Source organism: Bradyrhizobium sp. McL0615 (genome assembly GCF_049993905.1).
Classification (GTDB): Bacteria; Pseudomonadota; Alphaproteobacteria; order Rhizobiales; family Xanthobacteraceae; genus Bradyrhizobium.
Genome location: NZ_CP188254.1, coordinates 1464257 through 1485349 on the forward strand (window position 1 = coordinate 1464257; position 21093 = coordinate 1485349).

Consider the following 21093-nt stretch of genomic DNA (forward strand, 5'->3'; position numbering starts at 1 on the left):
ACCAGCTTGCGCGCCGGCTCGATCAATCCGGCCTGGACAACGCGCGGGCGCAGCTTCTGCTATCGCGCAAGCGGGCAGAGCTGGAAGACTTCATCAACAGGGGCCAGCGATGTCAGCACCGCTCAGATGGTACGACCACAACGCGGACAACCCGCCATGGCTGAAAGCCCTGGCGGAGGTTCGCATCCAGGCGACGCGGGAAGGCTGGTGCCACGCGCATGTGCAGGCGATCATCGTTGCGATCGACCAGTATGCCGAAGCGGCGCTGGGTAACCGAAGTTACTTTCTCAACAAGCCGTATGGGGTCGGTAAGAGCAATAATGTCCCTTGATCGTTAGGAGTTTGTAGGGCCGGCCGGAGGCCCCATGACAAGACTAGGTTCGCCCCCCGCACGCTATCCGACCGGCTATGGAGATAAGACCCGGATGTCGCTGCTGCTCATCTGGGCTACGCGACCAGGCTAATTCGCCTTCGCGCCGGCCGACTCGTTCGTCGGCACGGCCTCCGGCGCCGCCGGTTGCCGGCCGCCGCCGGTAAACCGCTCGATCACCGAGCGCACGGCATCGCGTGTCTTGCGGTCCTTCACTGCATCAAGCAAAGGCGCTGCGCCGGGCGAACGCCGGATCAGGCTTTCCGGATCGGGGAATACCAGCGGATCGTCCCATGGGCCTTGCACCACGAAGGGCAGATCAAATCCCTTGTCGCCGCCGTTGGCCGCGGGCGTCAGGCTAGCGACGCCCTTGAGGTCGTATTCGCGGCTCGGCACCGAAGCCGTGCCGGTCAGGGTCAGGCGCGTCGTCGGGCCGTCGACGCGGACGTCCTCGACGGTGGCGATGCCGTCGTTGAAGCGCACCGAAACCGTGAGATTGTCGTAGGGCGTCGAACCCGAGCGCAGGTTGCCGCCGCCGGACAAGGGCCGCCGCTCCAGCCGCTTCAGCAGCTGTTCGACATTGAAGCCCGCGATCGCGCCGTCATGGCCGATCATCGTCGCGGTGCCGTCGAGCGAGGAGGCGAGCCCGAACGGGCTCGAGCCGGAGGCCGTCAGCGAAACCCCGAGATTGCCGCGGCCGGAGAGTTTGGTGATCCCGAACAATTCGCTGGCGCAGGCCTGCAGATCGACATCGGTGAACTGGAACTGCGCCTTGACATCGGCGATCGCGTCGGAACGCGCGATCCCGAACGAGCCCTTGGCGATGCCGCCATACATCTGCGCCTCGCCGATCGAGAGCGCCAGCGCGCCGTTGCGCAGGTTCGCGCCGAATGCAGTTCGGCCGAGTTTTGTCGGACCGACCGTCACCCTCGCCGCCGACAGCCGCATGTCCAGATCGGTGGTGGAGAGCGACGTCAGGTCGAACAATTGCCGGTTCCAGTCCCGCGCGCCGCTCGCCAGCAGGCGCACGGTGGAGATGTAGGGCGTGAAATCGAGATTGCCGGCGGCGAGCGTGGCCTGCAGCGTCTGGCGGCCGTTATTGGCCACCGTCATCACGCCCTCGGCGACATTGCCGTCGAGTTCGACATTCACGTTGGTCAACGCAACCGAGGCGCCGACAACATTGGCGCGCGCCTTCAGCGCGAAGCGGCCGAAGCCGCCGCTGCCGGGCACCGGCTGTCCCATCCAGCGCAGCGCGTTGCGCAGCGACAGGCTGTCGACGGTCACCGTGCCTTCCATCATCAGGCTGGTGCGGTTGGCGACCGAGCCGTCGAAGGCCAGTTTCAGCGGCGCGCTGACGATGCGCGCCTTCAGGCCGGAGCGTTCGCCCGATAGCATCGCGACGAAGTCGCCCGCCGAGATCGAGCCGTCGATGCGCTCGCCACGCCAGTCGAATTGCCCGGTCGCCGCGAACGAGCGCGAGATCGACGGCCACGCCAGCGACAGATCGATATCGCCGAGCTGCTCGGTAACGTGGTTGGCGGCGTCCTCGTATTTGAGCACGCCGTCCTGAATCCTGATTTCGGAAAACGACACCTGGTTTTCGGCGCCGGGCTTCATGGTGCGCGCGATCCGTTCGACGAACGGCGTCCAGTTGCTCTCGCCGCCACCCTCCCTGACGACGCGGATCTGCGGCCGCAGCATCATGACATCGGCGATTTCAAAACGGCGCAGCAGCAGCGGCAGCAGGCGCAAATTCGCGGTCAGCACATCGACCTGCAGCGCGGGGTCCATGGTGCCGCCGCCCTTCAGCCCGACATTGTGAAAGGAGACGTAGCTGCCCGGAAACACCGAAACGTCGATCGCGCCCGACACCACCAGATCGAGCCCGGTGACGTCGCGGATCTGCGCCTCGACCGCCTGTCGCAGCGCGTCGCGGTTGAGGAACCAGGAGGTTCCGATCAGCGCCAGCACGGCCACGCAAAACAGCGCCGCAATCGGCATCCCGAGGCGCTTCATTCCTTGGCCCATCGTCAATGACATATCCGGATCTGGCTAAACCGAACTCGGGTTGATGCTACGGGGACTTTGTTGATTAAGGGTCTATGTTGATCAGGGCAGGCGGCGCAACGGTTAAGCCCGGCCAACCCACACAACTTGAAGGGTTTTCTTGACGCTTTCAAGGCCGAGGTGGCGCCCGGCGGGCGGTTCGGCGGCGTAATCCACCCGTCATTGACGCACCGCGAAGATTTCGCCTAATAATTCGAAGATAATGCCGGCTTACGGCCGTTCCCTCCATCAGGTCATACTCCATGAACAAGGTTTATCCCGACGCCAAATCGGCACTCGATGGCGTTCTCAAGGACGGCATGATGATCATGTCCGGCGGCTTCGGTCTGTGCGGTATCGCCGAAACCCTGTCGGACGCGATCCGCGACTCCGGCGTCAAGGGTTTGACTGTTGTCTCCAACAATGCGGGCGTCGACGGCATCGGCCTCTCGCGGCTGCTGGAGACGCGGCAGATCAAGAAGATGATCTCGTCCTATGTCGGCGAGAACAAGCTGTTCGCGCAGCAATACCTCGCCGGCGAGCTGGAACTCGAATTCAACCCGCAGGGCACGCTGGCCGAGCGCATCCGCGCCGGTGGCGCCGGTATCCCGGCCTTCTACACCAAGACCGGCGTCGGCACGTTGATCGCCGAAGGCAAGGAAGTGAAGGAATTCGACGGCGAGAAATACATCATGGAGCGCGGCCTGTTCGCCGACCTCGCCATCGTCCACGCCTGGAAGGGCGACACCGCCGGTAACCTGATCTACCGCAAGACCGCGCGCAACTTCAACCCGATGATGGCCACCGCTGCGAGGATCACGGTAGCCGAAGTCGAGCAGCTGGTTCCGGCCGGCGAACTCAATCCCGATCACATCCACACCCCCGGCATCTTCGTCAAACGCATCATCGAAGTGGGTACGGGCAAGAAGCGGATCGAGTTCCGCAACACCCGCCCGCGGCCCGCGGCATAAGCGCGATACTGGAGAACTGAAAATGGCCTGGACCCGTGAACAGATGGCCGCGCGCGCCGCGAAAGAGTTGCGCGACGGCTATTACGTCAATCTCGGCATCGGCATTCCGACGCTGGTCTCGAACTACATTCCCGACGGCATCGACGTCAGCCTGCAGAGCGAGAACGGCATGCTCGGCATGGGACCGTTCCCCTACGAGGGCGAGGAAGACGCCGACCTCATCAACGCCGGCAAGCAGACGGTCAGCGAATTGCCCGACACCAGCTATTTCTCCTCGGCGGATTCGTTCGGCATGGTGCGCGGCGGGCACATCGATCTGTCGATCCTGGGCGCGATGCAGGTGGCGCAAAACGGCGACCTCGCCAATTGGATGATCCCTGGCAAGATGGTGAAGGGCATGGGCGGCGCGATGGACCTCGTCGCCGGCGTCAAGCGCGTCGTCGTCGTCATGGAGCATTCCGCCAAGGATGGCCCGAAGCTTCTGAAGACGTGTAACCTGCCGCTGACCGGCGAGAAGGTCGTCGACATGGTGGTGACGGATCTCGCCGTCTTCACCATCGACAAGCACGGCAAGGACGGCATGGCATTGATCGAACTCGCCGACGGCGTCACGCTCGACGAGGTGAAGGCCAAGACCGAAGCCGAGTTTCGTGTTGCGCTGAAGAACGCCTGAGCGGTACGCCGGCTATGTAGGCGGTCCCGTAGGGTGGGCAAAGCGCAGCGTGCCCACCATTTCGCAGCGCGATCAACGATAGATGGTGGGCACGTCGCTTCGCTTCTTTGCCCACCCTACGGCACCGCCACGGCGTCGCATACGCCGGTGCCGCTCAGTGGTCGACCGGTTTCCCCGGGCCCAGATGGTAGCGGCTTGAGAAGAACACCAGCGGGAGGCTGTCGCAGTAATCGCACTCCGACACTTCGGCGATGAACAGCGTGTGGTCGCTGACGTCGATCGTCCGTGTCACCTCGCAGGCGAAAAACGCGACGCAGTTCGACAGCCGCGGCAGGCCTTCCACGATTTCGTAATCGGGATGCGTCTCGCGCGGCCGGCCCGCGAAATGGCTCGACAAGCCCCTGGCCTGTTCCGGCAGCACGTTGACGCCGTAGCGTCCGCTCGCCGACATCGCCTCATGCGTCTTGCCCGGCTTGACTGAGACCAGCACGGTCGGCGGCGAAAGGCTGATGGTGACAAAACTGTTGGCCGTCATGCCGCAGACCTCGCCACGGGAATCGAGCGCGGTCAGCACCGCAACCCCGGTCGCAAAGCGCGATGCGGCCTGGCGGAAGGCGAGCGGGTCGGCGCGCTGCATCGCATGCCCCTCACGCCGTGGCCCGCACCGGCGCGGGCGCGGCCTTGCGCTCGATCCAGGCCTGAATGCGCTCGGCCGATGCGACGCAGTCCCATTGGTGGTCCGGATAGTTGAAGTTCTCGGTGAACTCGTCGGCGAGCGCCTGGTTCTGGCTCATCGTGCCGATCAGCTGGCCTAGCGCCTCCGAGGGTGGCTGCAGCATGATGTTGGTCCAGCGCGCCGCCGCCAGCACGCGGTCTTGTCGTTTGAGGTCGACCTTTTCGCAAAACCGCGCATCGAGCACGTCGGCGTTGACGATCTCCTCGCCGAGCACGAACGCGGCGTAGGAGGCGACGTTGGCGCCCTGTCCCATCATCGGATCGACCACCGAATGGACGTCGCCGAGCGCGATGGCGCATTTGCCGCCGTCGAATTCCGCCACCGTGTTGCGAACCGTCGGCACCACGCCGCCCTGCAGCAGGTCGAGCGGCTGCGCGAGATCGAAGCGCGCAGTGTCGATGCGGTCATAGGTCGTCGGATGATGTTTTTCGAGTTTTTCCAGCACGACACGCAGGAAGTGCTTGGGGTCTGCCTCGTAGCTGAGCGTCGCGAGCTCCTCCATGTCGCCGCCCGGCACGTTCTCCATCAACAGTGCGCTGGCGATGCCGCCAAAAGTGATGGTGGGAATCACGATCATCTCGCCGTGGCCTGGCGAAACCGAAAGCGTCACGTTCATCGGATCCGGCTCGCGAACACCAGTGTAGAGGCCGACACAGAGCCGCCGCTGCGGCTGCGAATAGGGCGAGTGCTCCGGCCGGTAGGCGAAGAGCTGGCCGAGCGGGCCCTTGCCGCTGGAAACAACCAGGAGGTCGAACCGGCTGACCAGCGGCGCGATATCGCTTTCCTCAATCCGGCGGTATTCGATCTTGCCGCCACGATCCGCAAAATCCTTCATCAGCACCGGCAGATAGATCCGGTAATCGACGGCGCGGCTCGGCCGCGAGAAGTAACCGCGGAAGCTGATCGGCTGCGGGAAATTGAAAAAGTGATCGTGGTAGTAATAGTGATGCTTCGGGTCGTTCCAGTGATTGACGCCGAGATAGTCCTCGCGCGCGATCGTCACGTGGTGGTGCGCGACCGTGTTCAACAGACGGATGCCGCGATACTCGTCCGGCGCGCGGTCGGTGATCAGCGTGGTGTCGACGCCATGTTTCTGAAGATACAGGGCCAGGTGCAAGCCTGCGATGCCGGCCCCGACGATCCCGATGCGCCGTCTCATGTCCGCCTCCCCAAAGGTTGTTCGGGAGCTGGCCTCCCGTTGTTGGCTGCAGCCTAGCGGCGAACTTGCCCCAGAAAAATGGAATGGATAGGATATGATCTATTCCTATCAGGAATGATTTGATGGATCGGATCGACTGTTTGCGAGCCTTTGTCCGCTCGCTGGAGGGCGGCAGCTTCTCGGTGGCCGCCAACGAACTCGGCATCGGTCAGCCGGCCGTGAGCAAGCGGATCGCATTGCTCGAAAGCGAGTTCGGCACCCAATTGTTCTTTCGCACCACGCGCAAGCTCAAGCCGACGCCAGAGGGCCACCGCATCTACGATCTGGCCCGCCAGATCCTCGGAAACTTCGATCAGGCACGGGCGAACGTCGAGGAAAATTCACTGCGGCCGAGCGGCACGCTGCGGGTCAGCCTGCCGTCATCGTTCGGCCGGCGCTATTTGATGCCCGTCATTGCCGAGTACGTCCGAACCTATCAGGGGGTTCGTCTGGACATCCGCTTCAGCGAGCGTTTCGTCAATCTCGTGGAGGAGGGGATCGAGCTGGCGCTGCGGATCGGGCAACTCGAATCGAGTACGCTCGTGGCCCGGCGGCTTGGCACGGTGCGGCGCTACCTGGTCGCGACGCCGACCTACCTTAAAGGCCGTTCGGTGCCGCGCGCACCCGAAGACCTCGCCGCGCACCAATGCATCGTCTATTCGCGTCTGCCCGCGGCCAACGACTGGATCTTCGAATCCGAACATGGCCGCCACGTCGCTTCGATCGGCGGGCCGCTGCTGGTCGACGATGCCGACGCGATGGAGCAGGCGGTGATGCATCACCTCGGCATCGCCGTCCTGCCGGAATGGAGCGCCGTCGCCGGCATTCGCAGCGGTCAGTTGCAGAACCTGCTGCCGGACTTTTCGATCGCCGCCTTGCCGCTGCACGCCGTCTATCCCGAAACGCACTGGATGTCGCTGCGGGCGCGAAGCTTCCTGGACCTGTTGATCAAGCGCGCGGGACAATTTTCTACGCCGTAAGCCTGCTATCGTCGCCGCTGCGAACGCAGTCGCGTAGGGTGGGCAAAGCGCAGCGTGCCCACCATTTCGCAGCGCGTTTGACGATAGATGGTGGGCACGTCGCTGACGCTCCTCTGCCCACCCTACGGCACCGCCACGGCATCGCCTACGCCGGCCCGCTCGGTATATCCGAAAACCGCGTCAGCCACGCCACCGGGCCGATGCTGGCGGCGACGATCAATAGCGCTGCGAGTGCGCCTTCCTCAAAACTCCCGCGGCTGGCGTATTGGTAGATTGAGGTCGCCAGCGTCTCGACGTTGAGCGGCCGCAACAATAGCGTCGCCGGCAATTCCTTCAAGCAATCTACGAACACGACGATGACGGCGCCGAGCATGGCGGGGCGCAGCAGGGGCAGATGGATCAGCCGCATCGTCGTGGTTTGGCCGGCACCGACGGCGCGTGCGCTGTCGTCGTAATCGCGTGGGATCCGCTCGAACCCTGCCTTGATGAATCCGGTCGGCACCGCGAGAAAGCGGATCACATAGGCGATGACGACGGCGGCGCCGGAGCCGACCATGATCAACCCCGGCAACGGTTGCCCGAGCGATGCGGCGAGCGCGTTAAGCGCGTTGTCGATGGCGAGCACCGGCGCGAGCAGCCCGAGCGCCAGCACCAGCCCGGGCAGCGTATAACCCAATTGCGCGATGTTCATCGCCACGAAGCGCAGCCGGTTCGGCCGCCAGCGCCAGGCCAGGATGGTCGCAAAGCCGAGCAGCAGCGCGGCGAGCGTGGCAAGGCTTGCGAACGCGACCGAGTTGAAGGCGTCGCGCCACAGCGCCATGTCGAAATTCGCAAACAGCCCGCGCTTGAAACTCTGGTGCGCGAGATACAACAGCGGCACCAGAAATCCGAGGCAGACCGGCAGCAGGCAGGCCGCGAAGGCGAAAGCGCCCTTGAGGCCTGACAGCGTCGTCCGCTGCGTCAGCCGCGGGCTTTCGGCGGAAAATTCCGTTGTGACGTTGCGCCGTCCGTAGCGTTCAATGGCGATAAGTCCGGCTACGATCGCCAGCATGAAGCAGGACAGTTGCGCCGCGCCGGCAAGGCTGCCGCGGTTGAGCCAGGTCGTGAACACCGAGACCGTCAGCGTGCGAACGCCGAGATATTCGCTGGCGCCGATGTCGTTCAGCGTTTCCAGCGATACCAGCGCTGTGCCGACCGCCAGCGCGGGGCGTGCCATCGGCAGCGAGATGCGCCAGAGGGTGGTCCAGCGGCCGGCGCCAAGCGTCTTCGCAGCTTCGGCGAATTCAGCGCTCTGGAACTGGAACATGGTGCGCGCCGAAAGATAGACGTACGGGTAGAGCACCAGCGCGATCACGATGACGGCGCCGGGCAGCGAACGCAAATTGGGAAGCAGGCGCACGGCGTCCTGCAGTGGGAGCCAAAGCGTGAGCGTCTTGTGGACCAGGCCGAGCGGCTCGAACAGATCGACATAGACGTAAGCCGCGAGATAGGTCGGGATCGCGAGCGGCAGCGGCAGCAGCCACAGCAGCATTCGCCGGCCGCGAAATTCATGCAGCGACACCGCCCACGCCGCACCTGTGCCGATCGCAAGCGACAGGGAGCCTACGCCGATCAGCAGCAGCGCGGTGTCGAGAAGGCTCCGCGGCAGCACGTATTTGATGAGGGTCTGCCAGACATCAGGCGCCGGCTGCATCGCCAGCGCGATGATGGAGATGACGGGCGCTGCGACAAGAATGGCGGTCGCGACCGCGATCGCTGCGGCGATCCGCCCCAAGCGCGTGGTCCGGGTCACGCCGGCTCACATCGGCGAGAAGCCGGAAGCCCATGCAGCAATATGCCCTCTCCCGGGGAGGGAGAGGGCATATTGACGGAAATGTTCTCGCGACTTGGTGCGATCAATTATCGAACCCGACCTTGTCCACCAGCGTCGAGGCCGCCTTGCGGTTGGCGACGATCTTGGCGATCGGCGTCGGATCGGCGGTGAGCTTGCCATAGCCCGCAATGGTCGGATTGACGGCGACGCCGGCGCGGATCGGATATTCGTAATTGGCATCGGCGTAGATGTGCTGCGCCTTGTCGCCGGCGAGCCACTCGATCAGCTTGAGGCCGTTGTCCTTGTTCGGCGCATTCTTCGCCAGGATGACGCCGGAGAGATTGACGTGGGTGCCGCCGCCCTCGAACGTCGGCAGGATCACTTTTGTCGCTTCCGCCCACGGCTTCTTCTCGGGATCGTTGTTCATCATCAGCGCCCAATAATACGTGTTGCCGATGCCGATGTCGCACTTGCCGGCCGCCACGTCGCGCGCGGCTTCGCGGTCGCCGCCGGAGGGTTTTTGCGCCAGATTGGCCTTCACGCCCTTCAGCCATTCCTCTGCCTTGGCCTCGCCGTGCCTGGCCACATAGGCCGCGAACAGGCCGTTGTTGTAGATGTGCTGGCCGGAGCGGATGCAGATCTTGCCCTTCCACTTCGGATCGGCGAGCTCTTCATAGGTGATCTTGTCCTGCTTGACGCGGTCCTTCGAGGCGTAGATCACGCGCGCGCGCATCGAGATGCCGGCCCACTGGCCGTCGGGATCGCGGAACTGTGCCGGCACGGTCTCGTCGATCACCACCGACTTGATCGGCTGGGTAACGCCGGCCTGCACGGCGTCGTCGAGGCGGCCGAGATCGACCGTGAGCAGCACGTCGGCGGGGCTGTTGGCGCCTTCCGCCTTCATGCGCTGCTCAAGCCCCGAACTGGCCGAGACGACGTTGACCTTGATGCCGGTGTCCTTGGTGAAGGCGTCGAACAGCGGTTGGACCAGCTTGGTTTCGCGATAGGTGTAGACGTTGACCTCGCCGTCGGCGGACGCCGGCGAGGCTCCGAATGCGGTAAGACAAAGCAACGCGGCGGTTGCGGCGGTAGCGCGAAGATTGATCATGAAAGCTGCCCGGCAATAGTGGTGGAGATGCCGCTGTCAGTAGCGCAGCGGCTGCCGTACCGGCAGCGACCGGATGTCGCGAATGTCAGGATTTAGAGCGATTCCAGCCGTCAATTTAGATCGATTCCAATGTGTGCGGCCACGGCACCCCATGGCCTCCAAACCAGGATAGGCGTTCGAAGCTAACCGAAGCGAGTCTCAACGATCAAACGAGGGTTACCATGGTTCACGTCGCAGCAAATTGCTGGAGGATCTCTTGGGCGGTTTCACTGTTGCTACTGCTAACCGAATACAGCGGCGGACGTTCCGTAGCGTTCGCCGCTAGCGATTCGTCCTCCTCAACAGCGACGCCCAGTCCAAGCCCAGCGGCTAATCGTCCTCGTTTGTCTCCATCTGAGGGCAACTGGGTGAATGTCACTTCGAATCTTGCCGGGATGGAATCTGAGTGCGGCAACATGACTTACGTGTCGGCGAAACCGAATGAAGATCTTGTAATCGCGGGCGTCGCGCAACGGGGCCTTTGGGGAAGCACTGATGGCGGCATGAGCTGGCATCAACTCGGGGCAGGCGGCGGCTCCGCCACCATCACAAATCGACCCGGCTCGATCATTTACGATCCTGTCCGTTCCGATGTGTTTTGGGAGTCGGGCATATACAACAGCAATGGTGTTTACCGAACGGACAATAGCGGTAGCGTGTTCCGGTCACTGGGCTCTATCCGTCACAACGATTCCGTCAGTGTTGATTTTACGGATATCAATCGTCGGACCCTCCTTGCGGGAGGACACGAACAAAAACAGACGGTTTATCGTTCTCAGGATGGCGGCAATACGTGGAGAAATGTGGGAGCCAATCTCCCGGCAGGAACAGCCTTTTCAAGTTTCCCCTTGGTGATTAATTCCACGACATTCTTTGCCGGCTGCTCTCCCAGTTGGGGCGGTGGAATGGGCGGCATTTATCAAAGTAACGATTCAGGAGCCACTTGGATTTCCGCTTCGGTCCAGGGTGGAGGCGCACAACCACTTATTGCAAGTGACGGATCGGTTTACTGGTCGAGTGGAGACGGCGCTATGGTACGAGGGATAGGTCAAGGCTCGCATTGGACGTGGAGTCAAACCGTGGCGGGCGGCACCCTGATGAACGTGCACCCGATTGAACTGCCCGACGGACGTATCGTCAGCCTTAGTTCCCAACACGTTATGATCTCTTCGGATCACGGCTCGAATTGGCAGCCTTTCGGCCCACAACTGCCATTCAAGCCGGTTGGCATAAGCTATTCCGATTTCGACAAGTCATTTTACATTTGGCAATTCGATTGTGGAAATAAGGTGCTACCCAACGCAATCATGAAACTTTGGCTTTGATTGGCAAAATGTGGGTCAGATCCGACAATGCGAGCTGGATTTTGCGCAGCGCTGCGCGCAACGACTGGATGTCGTCAATGGTTTCCTGACCATATGGCCCAATGCGGCGATTGAGCTAATTCATCTCAAAGCGATGCCGGTGATTTTGACGGCCGATGAAGAACGCGACGTCCAGATGCGCGCGTGGGATAAACGCATTGCAGCAACCTACCGGACGATGCACTCAAGACCATGGCGCCGCACCGGTCGGCTTCCAAGCCTACCGCGACCAGCGCGACTGGACCGCCCTCGATCAACGCTAGCTGGCCGCCAGCGGAGCCTGGACACAGGCCGCCGCCCGATACTCGACCGAGCGACACCGATCGGAGATCCTATAAAGACGGGCCGATCTGGCCAGTTAGTTGCGGAGGTTGCCTCCGCTGCTGTTGATGACCGGCCATGCCGTCAGGTCGCCTGTTTCACCAGAGCGGGTGCCGTCTCGTCGCCTTTGAGTTCTTCCAGGCTGCGGTGCCGTGGCTCGATGCCAAGTGCCCAGACCGTGACGATCTGCACCACCAACAGCCCGATCATCAGCGCCATCACACCGGCGACGCCGCGGGCCTCGAACAGCATCACGACCAGGAACGGCGTGACGATGGTGGCGCCGCGGCCGAGCGTGTTGACGATCCCGGAGGCGCGCAAGCGCACTTCGGTCGGGAATAGTTCGGGGATGTAGATTCCGAACAGCAGCGCCACCAGCACATAGATCGGCACCGTCAGCGCGAACCCGACCGCTGGCAGCAGCATTGGATCAGATATCATCGGATAGATGATGCCGAGCACCACCGAGATCAGCGATGCGCCGATGATGGTCGGCTTGCGGCCCCAGCGGTCCGCGGTAAACGCGCCGATGGCCGAGCCGATCGGCGCGCCGAGCGCCATCACCAGCGAATATCCGAACGAGGTGGCAACAGTCAGTCCCTGTTTGATGAAGAACACCGGCAGCCATGTCACGAAGCCATAGAGCAGCGTATTGATCGTGATCAGGCAGACCGAGCCGACGATCATGCGTGACAGCAGGGGCGCCGTGAACAGCGTGGCGAGATCGGGCGATGCCGGAATCGTCGCTGCCGCTGCGGGGGCCGGCAGCGGCCGTCCCTGGGCTGCTTCCTTCTCGATCGACTGCATCAGCGCTTCGGCCTCTGCGGTGCGGCCCACTGCTTCCAGCCAGCGCGGCGATTCCGGCAGCGACTTGCGCAGGTACCAGACGATGAGCGCGCCGACGCCGCCGAGGACGAACATCGCCCGCCAGCCAAACTCGGGGACCACCAGGGACGCGACCAACAGCGACACCGGCAGACCCGTCACGACGCAAACCGCCATCAGCCCGAGCCATTTGCCGCGCGTTTTTGCCGGCACGAATTCGGTCATGGTCGAATAGCCGACCACGTTCTCGGCACCCAGTCCGAAGCCCATCACGAAGCGGCAGGCGATCAGGATGGCCATGTTCGGCGCGAAGGCGGCCGCCAGTGACGCCAGGCCGAACACCAGCAAATTGAACTGATAGGTGAAGCGCCGCCCGTAGCGGTCGCCGAGAAAGCCGGTTGCAAACGAGCCCAGCATCATTCCGACGAAGGTCGCCGAGATGAACATGGCATTCTGCGGCAGCGTGGAAAACCCGGTCTTCAGGGTGACGCCGAGCACGGTGCCGGCAAGATAAATGTCAAAGCCGTCGAAGAACATCCCGATGCCGATCAGGAACATGATGCGGCGATGGAAAGGCCCGATCGGCAGCCGATCCAGACGGCTACCCGCGTTTACCGATGTCGACATGTGCTTGCTCCCCTTTTCGCTTCTCGTTGATGCGGCCTGCCGTCTTCTCTGAACGGCTCGCCGCTTGTTGCTGCTAGTTCAGTCGTCGATGGTTCGCCGTGTCGCGATACCAGTCGAACGGCTGGTCGTGCGTCGCGACCATCACGCTCTTGGTGTTGAAATGATCGTCGAAACTTTCAGCTCCGCACTCGCGTCCGATGCCGGAATCGTCGACGCCGCCCCAGGGCGAGGCCGGGTCGAGGCGGTGATGGTCGTTGATCCAGACGATGCCGGCCTTGACGGCGGCCGCCACGCGATGCGCGCGGCCGACGTCGCGGGTACGGATCGCAGCCGCCAGCCCGAACGGGGAATCATTGGCGAGCCTGAGTGCGTCCGCCTCGTCCTTGAACGGCGTCACCGAAGTGAAGGGGCCGAACACTTCTTCCTGGAAAATCCGCATGTCGGATTTCACATCGGCGAATACGGTCGGCTCGACGAAATAGCCGTTGTCATGGCCGGGGACCTTGGCGGCGACACCGCCCGTCACGAGGCGCGCGCCGTCCTCATGGCCGAACCGCGAATAAGTCAGCACGCGATCGCGCTGTCGCGCCGAAATCACCGGTCCAAGCTGGGTTGCGGGATCGAAGGGATCGCCGATGCGGATGGTTTGTGTCTTCGCCTTCAGCTTCTCGACGAACTCGTCATAGATCGATGCCTGCACGATATGGCGCGATGCGCAGACGCAGGTCTGGCCGGCGCCGATGAACGCACCGAACGCGGCGTAGTTGACGGCGCGATCGACGTCGAAATCATCGAACACCATCACCGGCGTCTTGCCGCCGAGCTCCATGGTCTGGTGCGCGAAAACTTTTGCGGCGGCGGCGCCAGCGATGCGGCCGGCCTCGGTACCGCCGGTCAGCACCAGCTTGTTGATGTCGGCGTGTTCGGCCAGCATCTTGCCGGCGCTTGGGCCGAGGCCGAGGACGATGTTGAACACGCCGGGTGGCAGTCCCGCCTCGGTAAAGATCTGCGCCAGCTTCAAGGTCGTCAGCGGGGTATATTCCGACGGCTTGACGACGGTGACGCACCCGGTCGCCAGCACCGCGGCCAGCGATTTGCACAGGATCATCAGCGGATGATTGAACGGGGTGCAGTTGGCCACGATCCCGATCGGCGTGCGCAGGGTATAGTTGAGATACGAACCCTCGACCGGGATCACTGAATCGCGCCGCGCCAGCGCAAGCCCCGCGAAGTAACGGAAGAAATCCGGCAGCCGGGAAAGCTGCGCGCGGGTTTCGTTGACCGGGCGGCCGTTGTTCAGTGTCTCCAGCCGGTACAGCGCATCCAGATTGGCCTCGAAAGCGTCGGCCAGGCGATTGACCAGCCGCGCCCGGGCGCGCGTGTCCATGCCGCCCCAGGCCTTGCCTTCAAAGGCGGCGCGCGCGCTTTTCATGGCGCGGTCGATATCTTCAGCGGTTGAATTCGGAATCCGCGCGATCACGTCGCCGGTTGCGGGATTGCGGACGTCGAGCATCTCGCCGGAGCCTGCTTCAACCTCGCGACCGTCGATGAAATTGCCGTGGATCTCGACGTCGACGGTTCCAGGTGTTGAGGAGATATTCATGGTTCCCTCGCATCGACGATGACGGCGTTACGCTTGAGCGCCGGCAGCACGCGTTTTTCGGTTTGCGCGATATGCGCCTTGATGAGACGGGCGGCCGTGCGCCCGTCGCGCCGCTGCATCGCCTCGATCAGCGCGACATGCTCGGCGACGAGTTTTGCCGGATCGTGGCCTTTCAGATTGGCGACGCTGACGCGCACCAGGCGATCGGCCTGTCCGATCAGGTCGCACAGCGCGGCCGCCATGCGGCGATTGCCGGATGCATGCGCGAGCGCCGAGTGGAAGGCGCGGTTATAGGCGATGAAGTCTTCGTGGTTGCCGGAGAAGCGGCGGAACTTATTCAGCGACTTCAGGGTGTCGTCGCTCGCGCTCTCGATCGCATCCATCACGCAGGCCGGCTCCAGCGCGAAACGAAATCGCAGCAGGTCGCGCGCATCGGCCAGCGAGATCGGGTTGACCCGGTAGCCCTGCCGCGGCGTGACCGTGACGAGATGCTCGCGTTCGAGCCGCAACAGCGCCTCGCGCACCGGTTGACGGCTCACGGCATAGCGCTCGGCGAGATCCTGTTCGCGCATATCATCACCTGGCGCGAAGTGGCATGTCAGGATATCAGAGCGAAGGCTTTCGTAGACGTTATCTCGCAAAAGCATGGAAATTCCTTCAGATCTGACCGATAGATAGGCATTCGTGAAATATCACGTCAAGGCAAAAGAGCCTGAATGACACCGAATTTAGTCTGGCAATCAGCGGGCTGTTGCGCCAAAAGGGGCGCTTGAGGGCAATCGAAAGAGGGACCGGGATGGATCGGCTATTTGCGGCAGCAACCGTCAACGCAGTGGAGGCGGGCGATGGGCCGCCGTTGTTTCTGTTCCACTCGCTGCTGTCGGACCGCGCCAGCTTCGACGCCATCGTTCCCGAATTATCAAAATCGTTTCGCGTGATCGTCCCGGAATTGCCGGGGTTCGGTAGATCGCAGGCCGTGACTGGTGGTCTGGCGGCGGTGGCAGATCGGATGGCGGAAGCGGTCAAGCATGCGGCCAAAGGTGAAGATGCGATCGTGCTCGGCAACGGCTACGGCGGGTTCGTCGCGCTGCAGATGGCCATCCGGCATCCCAAGATCGCAACCAAGCTCATTTTGGCCGATTGCGGCGCGGCGTTCTCCGAGCCCGGCCGCGAAGCCTTCCGCAACATGGCGACGGCATCCATGGCCAAGGGGCTGTCGGCGATAACAGATGTTGCGATGCGCCGGCTGTTCGCGCCGGAATTCCAGGCCGCCCATCCGGACCTGATGCAGGATCGGCGCGAGGCTTTCCTGCGCACTGATCCAAACGTGTTTCGCGCCGCATGCGATGCGCTGGCGGCGCTCGATCTGCGGCCGGAGCTTGGCAAGGTGAGCGTGCCGGCGCTCGTGCTGGTCGGCGAACACGACGAGGCGACGCCACCGCCGATGTCGCACGAACTGGCCGCAGGCCTGCCGCACGCCTACCTGGAAATCATCCCGGGCTGTGCCCATGTGCCGCAATTGCAGTCGCCCCGGTTGTTTCTGGACGTCATCGGCGACTTCCTGCCGGTGACCAACGCCGCTCCGGCCTGAGACCCTTCGCTGCCGGACCTGCCGACAATTTGAGCAGAGAGCCTCTGCTTACCGTTCGACCTTGGCATCGTCAGTGCTAGGCTTGGCTTGATACGGGGGTCATGCTGATGCGCGCGGTACTCGACTATTGCACCGGAGCAACCAGGCGAGAGGTGCCGGCAGGCACGTTCGTGCTTCAGGAAGGTAGCAAGACCGGACATCTGTTCGTGCTGCTCGAAGGACGGCTGGAGGTCATCAAGGGCGATAGCGTCGTCGCCGTTCTGACCGAGCCAGGGGCGATGCTGGGCGAAATGTCGGTGCTGCTCGATCAGCCGCATACCGCGACGGTGCGCGCCGCCGCCGATTCCGTCGTATACGAGTTCGACGACGCCGCGGCATTCCTGCGCGACCAGCCGGCAGTGGCCCTGTTGATCGCGCGTTTGCTGGCGCAACGCCTCAACGTCGCCAACACCTATCTGGCCGATTTGATGCATCAATATGCCGGTCAGGGTAACCATCTCTCGATGGTCGGCGAAATCCTGCAGAGCATGATCAACCTGCCGCCGTCACAGGTGTCGCCAGGCTCGGATCGGCAATCCGACCCGCGCGTATGATTTCATCGACGATTTTTTGAAGATTTGTCGGCGTCAGGCGCCTTGGTCACGGCCCATGGATCATACTTTTCCTTGGAATCGGGAATGCGCTTGAGTGCTTCCTGATAAGCCTTGTCATCGACCTTCGGCTTCTTGTTCGCGGCTTTTGTATCGTCGCCCTGATGCCCTCGTTTGCCGCCCCCCATCTGCGCCTGTGCGGGCACAGCCAACAGCGCCAGTACCGCCACTGCCATCACCAAGGCCCTCATCGTGCTGCGTCTCCTTAGCCGTCGCCCGGGGAAGGCTACTTCGCAATCCGGCGACGGCAAAGCCAAGAACACAATCTCTGCGGAATTTAATGATCGCGCAAACTGCAGGAGACCGTCCGCGAGGGGCCGCAAGTCGCGAGGTTCGCTTTACCCAGATGAGCCGGCATCGCGCGTTTGACTGGTTGCGCGGTGGCTCGGTGGTCTCTTTGATTTAGCGCGGTTCTTCGAAGCTTGCCGAAAGCCGCTACGTGGGCGCTCGCAGTTGTCCGCGTAGCCATGTGTGCGCAGTTACAGACTTCATCGGGTCGGTCAGCAGGTCAGCCACAATCTGATGAACCTGTTTGCACGCAAGGCATTCGAAGGTCTGAATGTCGAAGCCAATAGGGCCCGGGGTAACCCGCGCCAACACAGTTCGCGTTTGGCACGTGGGGCAGAGTGGTCGCAGGATGGTCATGATGCTATCGCCTTCTCGTTCAGGCGGGAGCGTTACAGACTCTCAGTCACCAGAAGATACCAAGGGGCGGTGACGCAGCCAGCATGGAACCCTCGCGGTCCCACGGCTGGTCAATTTTGCTCACTTTCGAAAAATTGATAACATGCAGGCGCCCCGACTTTCCCTAGAACCTTGCCGTGCGAATGCCCAGCCTGGATCGAAGATCGCGCCTCTCGCAGGTGGAACCCGAATTGCTCGTGTTCTGTTAGACATGGCTGCGCCCCCAACCAGTCGAGCCGACCCTATGCTCAAGATCTGCGTTTCAATGCCGGAATTGCAGCGTCGAGCGTTGTCCGAAGTGAGAAGCCAGCCCGGCTGTCATAACGTCCAGGAGGTAGCGATCAATCGCGTTGCAGAGCCCGCTGAAAACAACTGGTCGCTCTGTGTGCTTGCGGCGGGCGCGGCAGATGCCATACCGCCGCGCGCGCGGCGGCTCACGTCCAGACTGTTTTGCGCCGGGACTACGATCTGCTGGCGGATTGATCTGGAGGTCCATAAAAGGAAGGCCGGAGATCAAAATGGACCACCGCTTCACATTCTCGATATTCACGATGGAGATCAACGGAAGGCCAACGCTTGCGTTGCAGGCCAAGCGGCACGCGGACGCGGAGCGTATGTGCGAACGCGACGGGTTACGCGCAAAGTTGAGCACAATCACATCTCATGGCACCCCGTTGTGCGATGCCAGCGCCACGATGAAGCTCAGGTTGGCTACCGCCGACGAAGCAGGTCTTTATCGGCGAGCAACGCAATCGATCGAGCCTTCAAGTGACACCAACGTCGTGTATCTTGTGGATCTTGATGAACAGGACCTGGGTTAAATCGGAGAGTGTCTGCCGAACAAATCGAAAGAAGCAAGAAGGCACTCGTATCATTAGCTCGCCGATTGCTGCGTATTCGGATCGGCAATCCGCCCCAAGGATATCAGCCACGGCGGCGCGTTCTCGATTTCCGCCGCCGGCCTAGCCAAGGGCGCGCGCAAGTCGATGCGTCGCGCTTCGCCGGCCGCCAGCCAGAACGCGGTGTCCTCATCGAGGTCGAGCACGATACAGACCGGCGGACGGCCGTGCTGCAGGCCGGTGTTGAAGACCCAGGTCGTGCCGAGCCGGTCGAACCACGAGCCGTCGGGGATGAAGGGCGACTGATGCACGTGGCCGGAGATCACCATCGACGGCTGGTATTGCGCGATCCATTGCACCAGTTCGACGTCGCCGAAGAAGCGCTTGCCACCCCAGCTCGTCGGCGAATTCGCCGGCGGCGCATGATGCACCCAGATCCAGCGCTGCGCCCGTTCGGCTGCGGCGTCGCGAAGCTGGGCTTCGATGCGGCTCTTGACCAGCGGTCCGTCCCACCACGGACACACCGTGAAGTGCGTGCCGCCGATGGTGAGGTCGTCGCCGTCGCAGGCGATGCCGAGTTCTCTGATATCGCCGACCCAGCGCGCGATCTTTTCGCCTTCGGCGCTGCGTTCGTCGAGATCGTGATTGCCCGAGCAGAGGATAACCCGCGTCATGCCTGACAGCAGCGACAGGTATTTCTTCACGACCAGAATTTGCGCGCGAAAGTCGACGAACGATCCGATGTCGAGCGCGTCGCCCGCGAAAATGACGACGTCGAATTCGGGCGCCGCCGCCAGCAGCCAGTCGAACTGCGGCAATGAATAATGCAAATCGGCAACGACGAGGCAGCGCATAATGATTCAAACCCAAAATGCCTAGGAAACAGGCGATCCGCAGGCGGATGCATTCAGGCAGGCCGGAAAGAGCAAAAATTGTGCCGCGAGGCACCGATTGAACGTGACACATGCCCGCAAGGCCGCGCAACCGGGCGCGCGCCGGTCAGTATGTTACGTCGAAGTTTACCGCGGCGGTGTTGCCGCCGCTGATGACAATGGCGACCCGCTCGCCGGGGGCAGATTTATAGGCGCCGGACAATATGGCGGAGAATGCCGCGGCCCCACCAGGCTCGGCCACGATGCGCAGGGCGCGCCACAGCTGCGCCTGCGCATTCGCTATTGCGTCGTCCGAAACCAGCACGGTCTGTCGCGCATATTTCTGGACGATCGGAAACACCCTTTCGCCGACGCGCCGGGGCGCCAGCGAATCCGCGGCCAGGCCGCCAGCCTCCACGTCGATGGGATGTCCGGCCTCGAAGGCTTTTGTCAGCGTTGGCGACGCAAACGGCTCGACGCCGACGACCTTGACGCGCCCGGCATACCAGGCGGCGATACCAGCGATCAGCCCGCCGCCGCCGACCGATACGAGGACGGTGTCGATATCGGCCGCTTGTTGCTCGAGTTCGAGGCCGAGTGTCCCCTGTCCGAGGATGGTTTCGTTCTGGTCGAACGCCGGTATCGGCATGGCGCCGGTTTGCTGCGCCCACGCTTCGCTGGTCGCGAGCGCATCCGCGTAGCGTTCGCCCTCGATCACGAGGTCGGCGCCGTATTCGCGGATGCGCTGAATCTTGGCCGGGGAAGATATGCTCGGAACGAAAATCCTGGCCGGCTTGCCCAACTTCATCGCGGCGTAGGCGACCGCCGCACCGTGATTGCCTCCGGATGCAGCGACGATGCCGGCTTTCGGCACCTCGCGAGCGAGGAAATTGGCAAAGGCGCCGCGCGCCTTGAACGATCCCGAGTGCTGGAGCAGCTCAAGCTTGAGCGTGAGTGTCGTTGCGGGCAGGCCAAACTCGTCGCCATTGATCTCGATGACGGGCGTGCGCCGGATATGCGGCCGGATGATCCGTTCGCATCGCGCGATGGTTTGCGGATTTGCAGTGTTGTCGGGCATTTCTATAGCGGGTCTCTACGGCGGCAGCGATTGACAGGAATTAGTCATTTAGCTAATTAGCAATATGGCTTCTTTTGAAGACGACGTCGAGTCCGCTTTTCGCGCGCTCGCCAGCGATCGGCGGCTGTTGATTCTGGAATGGCTGAAACGTCCCAAGACGCATTTCCCCCCACAGGTGGATGGCGATCTTGTGAAGGACGGCGTCTGCGGCGTGCTGATCGCCGAAAAGCTCGGCATCAGCCAGCCGACCGTCAGCGAGCACCTGAAGATATTGTCGAAGGCAGGGTTGCTGAGCGCCAAACGAGTCAAGCAGTGGACATTCTACAAGCGCGACGAAGCCCGCATTGCCAAGTTGAAAGCGGCGATGCTCGCGAAGATCTGAGGTTCAGGTCGGCGCGATCGACCGAGGCCGGGCGACCAGCGCTGCCTGTCAGGCCCGTAACACGACGGCCGGTTGGAAAGACTGGCTCAGCGACAAGCAGTGGGCTCGGATGACGCCGCATCTGCCAACGGACCAGACCGGACCGGCGCGCGATGACGATCGACGTATCATCAGCGGTATCATTCACATGCTTCAGTGCGGCGCGTGGACTGAAGTTTAAGTTTTACGGCCAGGCGCTTCAGCCCGCGGTCGACGGCCTCGGCGTCGCGATGGGCATCCGTCCCTATATCGACGACGACCTCGCCGCGCCGCCGCCGAGC

The 21093-nt window shown here is 62.7% G+C and carries 20 protein-coding genes and 2 pseudogenes; 11 read left to right on the top strand and 11 right to left on the bottom strand.

Going from position 1 to position 21093, the window contains the following annotated elements; all coding sequences use genetic code 11:
- The first annotated feature begins 109 nt into the window (after window positions 1-109).
- The gene (locus tag ACPPVP_RS06950) at window positions 110-331 is read left to right on the top strand and encodes a hypothetical protein (protein WP_426532551.1); all 222 of its coding nucleotides are present in this window, start codon (window positions 110-112) and stop codon (window positions 329-331) included.
- Between the two features lie 129 nt (window positions 332-460).
- On the opposite strand, the gene ACPPVP_RS06955 is transcribed toward ACPPVP_RS06950, so the two are convergent.
- Window positions 461-2401 carry an AsmA family protein gene (locus tag ACPPVP_RS06955; protein ID WP_426532553.1) on the bottom strand — a complete coding sequence of 647 codons (1941 nt, stop codon included), beginning with the start codon at window positions 2399-2401 and terminating at the stop codon, window positions 461-463.
- Between the two features lie 281 nt (window positions 2402-2682).
- On the opposite strand from ACPPVP_RS06955, the gene ACPPVP_RS06960 reads away from it, so the two are divergent.
- Together ACPPVP_RS06960 and ACPPVP_RS06965 are read left to right on the top strand one after the other, a co-directional pair.
- Entirely contained in the window at window positions 2683-3390 is a 708-nt protein-coding gene (locus tag ACPPVP_RS06960; protein ID WP_426532555.1) for a CoA transferase subunit A, read from the top strand.
- A gap of 22 nt (window positions 3391-3412) precedes the next feature.
- On the top strand, window positions 3413-4063 hold the full coding sequence (locus ACPPVP_RS06965; protein WP_426532556.1) for a 3-oxoacid CoA-transferase subunit B: 651 nt from the start codon (window positions 3413-3415) through the stop codon (window positions 4061-4063).
- 154 nt (window positions 4064-4217) lie between these two features.
- Here ACPPVP_RS06965 and styB read toward each other — a convergent pair whose 3' ends face one another.
- The gene (styB, locus tag ACPPVP_RS06970; protein ID WP_426532558.1) at window positions 4218-4700 is read right to left on the bottom strand and encodes a styrene monooxygenase NADH-dependent flavin reductase subunit StyB; all 483 of its coding nucleotides are present in this window, start codon (window positions 4698-4700) and stop codon (window positions 4218-4220) included.
- Window positions 4701-4710: 10 nt separating this feature from the next.
- Window positions 4711-5958 (bottom strand): styrene monooxygenase subunit StyA, encoded by a 1248-nt coding sequence (gene styA, locus ACPPVP_RS06975; RefSeq protein ID WP_426532560.1) that lies wholly within the window; start codon window positions 5956-5958, stop codon window positions 4711-4713.
- A 122-nt stretch (window positions 5959-6080) separates the two neighbouring features.
- On the opposite strand from styA, the gene ACPPVP_RS06980 reads away from it, so the two are divergent.
- Window positions 6081-6977: a LysR family transcriptional regulator gene (locus ACPPVP_RS06980; RefSeq protein ID WP_426532562.1), complete on the top strand. Its 897-nt coding sequence runs from the start codon at window positions 6081-6083 to the stop codon at window positions 6975-6977.
- 145 nt (window positions 6978-7122) lie between these two features.
- Here the strand turns inward: ACPPVP_RS06980 and ACPPVP_RS06985 are convergent, their stop codons facing one another.
- On the bottom strand, window positions 7123-8769 hold the full coding sequence (locus ACPPVP_RS06985; RefSeq protein WP_426532565.1) for an ABC transporter permease: 1647 nt from the start codon (window positions 8767-8769) through the stop codon (window positions 7123-7125).
- Window positions 8770-8872: 103 nt separating this feature from the next.
- On the bottom strand, window positions 8873-9898 hold the full coding sequence (locus tag ACPPVP_RS06990) for a Fe(3+) ABC transporter substrate-binding protein (RefSeq protein ID WP_426532567.1): 1026 nt from the start codon (window positions 9896-9898) through the stop codon (window positions 8873-8875).
- A 455-nt stretch (window positions 9899-10353) separates the two neighbouring features.
- On the opposite strand from ACPPVP_RS06990, the gene ACPPVP_RS06995 reads away from it, so the two are divergent.
- On the top strand, window positions 10354-11262 hold the full coding sequence (locus ACPPVP_RS06995) for a WD40/YVTN/BNR-like repeat-containing protein (RefSeq protein ID WP_426532569.1): 909 nt from the start codon (window positions 10354-10356) through the stop codon (window positions 11260-11262).
- Between the two features lie 444 nt (window positions 11263-11706).
- On the opposite strand, the gene ACPPVP_RS07000 is transcribed toward ACPPVP_RS06995, so the two are convergent.
- The 3 genes from ACPPVP_RS07000 to ACPPVP_RS07010 form a co-directional block, all read right to left on the bottom strand.
- Window positions 11707-13074, bottom strand: a complete 1368-nt coding sequence (locus tag ACPPVP_RS07000; RefSeq protein ID WP_426532571.1) for an MFS transporter — start codon at window positions 13072-13074, stop codon at window positions 11707-11709.
- Window positions 13075-13147: 73 nt separating this feature from the next.
- The gene (locus ACPPVP_RS07005; RefSeq protein WP_426532573.1) at window positions 13148-14677 is read right to left on the bottom strand and encodes an aldehyde dehydrogenase; all 1530 of its coding nucleotides are present in this window, start codon (window positions 14675-14677) and stop codon (window positions 13148-13150) included.
- Entirely contained in the window at window positions 14674-15324 is a 651-nt protein-coding gene (locus ACPPVP_RS07010; protein WP_426532575.1) for a GntR family transcriptional regulator, read from the bottom strand. Before ACPPVP_RS07010 ends, ACPPVP_RS07005 begins: the two co-directional genes overlap by 4 nt.
- Window positions 15325-15473: 149 nt before the next feature.
- On the opposite strand from ACPPVP_RS07010, the gene ACPPVP_RS07015 reads away from it, so the two are divergent.
- Both ACPPVP_RS07015 and ACPPVP_RS07020 read left to right on the top strand, forming a co-directional pair.
- Window positions 15474-16268: an alpha/beta fold hydrolase gene (locus ACPPVP_RS07015; protein WP_426532577.1), complete on the top strand. Its 795-nt coding sequence runs from the start codon at window positions 15474-15476 to the stop codon at window positions 16266-16268.
- A 107-nt stretch (window positions 16269-16375) separates the two neighbouring features.
- The gene (locus tag ACPPVP_RS07020) at window positions 16376-16861 is read left to right on the top strand and encodes a Crp/Fnr family transcriptional regulator (RefSeq protein ID WP_426532579.1); all 486 of its coding nucleotides are present in this window, start codon (window positions 16376-16378) and stop codon (window positions 16859-16861) included.
- 2 nt (window positions 16862-16863) lie between these two features.
- Here ACPPVP_RS07020 and ACPPVP_RS07025 read toward each other — a convergent pair whose 3' ends face one another.
- Window positions 16864-17109: a hypothetical protein gene (locus ACPPVP_RS07025; protein WP_426532581.1), complete on the bottom strand. Its 246-nt coding sequence runs from the start codon at window positions 17107-17109 to the stop codon at window positions 16864-16866.
- A 1011-nt stretch (window positions 17110-18120) separates the two neighbouring features.
- Here ACPPVP_RS07025 and ACPPVP_RS07030 point away from each other — a divergent pair.
- Complete coding sequence (locus tag ACPPVP_RS07030; RefSeq protein ID WP_426532583.1) at window positions 18121-18423, top strand: hypothetical protein; 303 nt, start codon at window positions 18121-18123, stop codon at window positions 18421-18423.
- 53 nt (window positions 18424-18476) lie between these two features.
- On the opposite strand, the gene ACPPVP_RS07035 is transcribed toward ACPPVP_RS07030, so the two are convergent.
- Together ACPPVP_RS07035 and ACPPVP_RS07040 are read right to left on the bottom strand one after the other, a co-directional pair.
- Window positions 18477-19295 carry a metallophosphoesterase family protein gene (locus ACPPVP_RS07035; protein WP_426532585.1) on the bottom strand — a complete coding sequence of 273 codons (819 nt, stop codon included), beginning with the start codon at window positions 19293-19295 and terminating at the stop codon, window positions 18477-18479.
- Between the two features lie 145 nt (window positions 19296-19440).
- Window positions 19441-20391: a threonine/serine dehydratase gene (locus tag ACPPVP_RS07040; RefSeq protein WP_426532587.1), complete on the bottom strand. Its 951-nt coding sequence runs from the start codon at window positions 20389-20391 to the stop codon at window positions 19441-19443.
- A 64-nt stretch (window positions 20392-20455) separates the two neighbouring features.
- On the opposite strand from ACPPVP_RS07040, the gene ACPPVP_RS07045 reads away from it, so the two are divergent.
- The 3 genes and pseudogenes from ACPPVP_RS07045 to ACPPVP_RS07055 form a co-directional block, all read left to right on the top strand.
- The gene (locus tag ACPPVP_RS07045) at window positions 20456-20773 is read left to right on the top strand and encodes an ArsR/SmtB family transcription factor (RefSeq protein ID WP_426532589.1); all 318 of its coding nucleotides are present in this window, start codon (window positions 20456-20458) and stop codon (window positions 20771-20773) included.
- A gap of 109 nt (window positions 20774-20882) precedes the next feature.
- A pseudogene (locus tag ACPPVP_RS07050) lies at window positions 20883-20978 on the top strand (IS5/IS1182 family transposase); the annotation flags it as partial.
- A pseudogene (locus ACPPVP_RS07055) lies at window positions 20974-21081 on the top strand (LysR family transcriptional regulator); the annotation flags it as partial. The pseudogenes ACPPVP_RS07050 and ACPPVP_RS07055, both read left to right, overlap by 5 nt.
- Window positions 21082-21093: the final 12 nt, after the last annotated feature.